This window comes from Roseomonas sp. TAS13 (genome assembly GCF_001950415.1).
GTDB classification, from domain to species: Bacteria; Pseudomonadota; Alphaproteobacteria; order Acetobacterales; family Acetobacteraceae; genus Roseomonas; species Roseomonas mucosa.
The window spans coordinates 1-1,671 of sequence record NZ_BDLP01000607.1; the positions used below are offsets into that span (position 1 = coordinate 1).

The 1,671-nt window shown below is 62.7% G+C and carries 1 protein-coding gene; it reads right to left on the minus strand.

Going from position 1 to position 1,671, the window contains the following annotated elements; genetic code table 11:
- Positions 1 to 221: 221 nt before the first annotated feature.
- Positions 222 to 1,577 (minus strand): IS1380-like element ISPme1 family transposase, encoded by a 1,356-nt coding sequence (locus tag ROTAS13_RS24140; protein WP_011997539.1) that lies wholly within the window; start codon positions 1,575 to 1,577, stop codon positions 222 to 224.
- Positions 1,578 to 1,671 lie beyond the last annotated feature (94 nt).

The following is a 1,671-nucleotide window of genomic DNA, read 5'->3' on the forward strand; positions in this document are numbered from 1 at the left end:
CCGACATTCCCCAAGTGGCCCGCCGCTTGACTTCAAGATCGCCTGATTTTGCTCGCTGGGCAAGCGTTTTTCGCCCCGAGCGGTGTCTGTCGTCGCGCAAACGGCCGAAGTCGGGTGGATCAAGCCTCGAACCCGCAGCATTCTGGCCCGGCAGAGCCGCTTTTCCGCGCGGCAGACGGACCTGTCCTGCCGCTTTCGTTCAGCTTGGGCATGGATCGTGGTCATGCGCATGACGGAGGCGTTCGAAGACGGCGGATGGCGGCAAGGACGGCCCGCACCATCGGGCCGGTGACGGCGACCTCGGCCAACTGGAAGGTAATGGCGCGGGCGTGGCGGACGACGCGGGCGCCGATCTTGATCAGCTTGAGTTGCAGGCTGGTCAACGACCAGTCCGCCATGGCCTCGGGCAGTTCGATGCAGCGCAGGAAGGTTGCCAGGTTGTAGGCCAGCGCGTGCAGTTGCAGCCGCACCTCGTTGTGCCGGAACTTCCGGCATGACAGCCGCGTCCAGCGAAAGGCATATTTGCCTTCCTTGATGTGCTGCTCTGCGGTGCCGCGCTGGTTGTAGAACCTCACCACCCAGTCTGGCTCCATCGGCAGGTTGGTGACGATGAAGCCGACTTTGGGGAACAGCTCGCCCGGATGCCATTCGATCTTGGCGATGACGCGGCGCGGCTTGTCCCAGGACGCCGCCTGATACTCGAAGTCCTCGAAGAACCGTTTGACCTTGGTCAGCGAAGGCCGTCCCACGGGCCGTGTCAGCCGATGCGCGATCTTCTCGCGCAAGACGGCGTTGGCGGGCAGACGGATGGCGTAGAAGAACCTGGCTTCTTCCAGCCGCATATAGATCGCGGGGATCGCGTAGGCAGCGTCGGCCCGGAAGAAGCGTCCACCAAGGTCGCGGCCAGCATATCGGGCAATGACGGGATCAAGGACATCCCGCCAGCCATCGGCGCTGTGGACATTGCCGTTACGCAGGGCGCAGCGCTCCAGCATGCCAAACTGGTTGAACAAGAAGATGGGGTGATAGCAGGTGCAGTCGAAATGCCCGTTCCAGGCAGTACCTTCCTGATCGCCGTGGGTGGGGCTGACCGAGCTGTCCATGTCCAGCACGATGTATTTCAACCCGTTGCGGTCATGAAACCGGTCGATCCATTGGCCGTTCAGATCGGCCAGCGCCGCCCGGTTCGCGGCCAGAGCCAGCGTCTCGGTCTCGAACCGTCCCATCTGCGATGCCGAAGCAGCTTGCGCCTCGACGGCCCTGCCGCCAACGACCTGACGCATCACGGGATCGAGGGCCAAGCGGTCGGCATCGTTCACATCCTCGTATCCGGCCAGTCGTCCGAACACCGATTGCCGGAACAATCCGTCAAGCCGATGGAGCGTGTTCTTCCCGGTGCGGCTGTCTCGCAGCGCCTCCGACGCCAGATTGGACAGGCCGAGCACGTCATCAAGCTCGCGCATCACCAGCAGGCCACCGTCTGAACTGATCTGCGCACCACGGAACTCCAGACGCACACGGCGGTCGAAATCAACCCGATCTCCCCGCGCCAAGCCCGCACCCTCCAGGTGATCCATGAAACGCGCCCCTCGCAGCCGTCAACGCCATGATTTATATGCGAAATATCACGATTACGACAGCGAAATCAGCGACTTACTTGGAGAATGTGGG

Bases quoted from the DNA above. Each gene is read 5' to 3' on its own strand.
- ROTAS13_RS24140 (WP_011997539.1), bottom strand. From the start codon at position 1,577: ATGGATCACCTGGAGGGTGCGGGCTTGGCGCGGGGAGATCGGGTTGAT.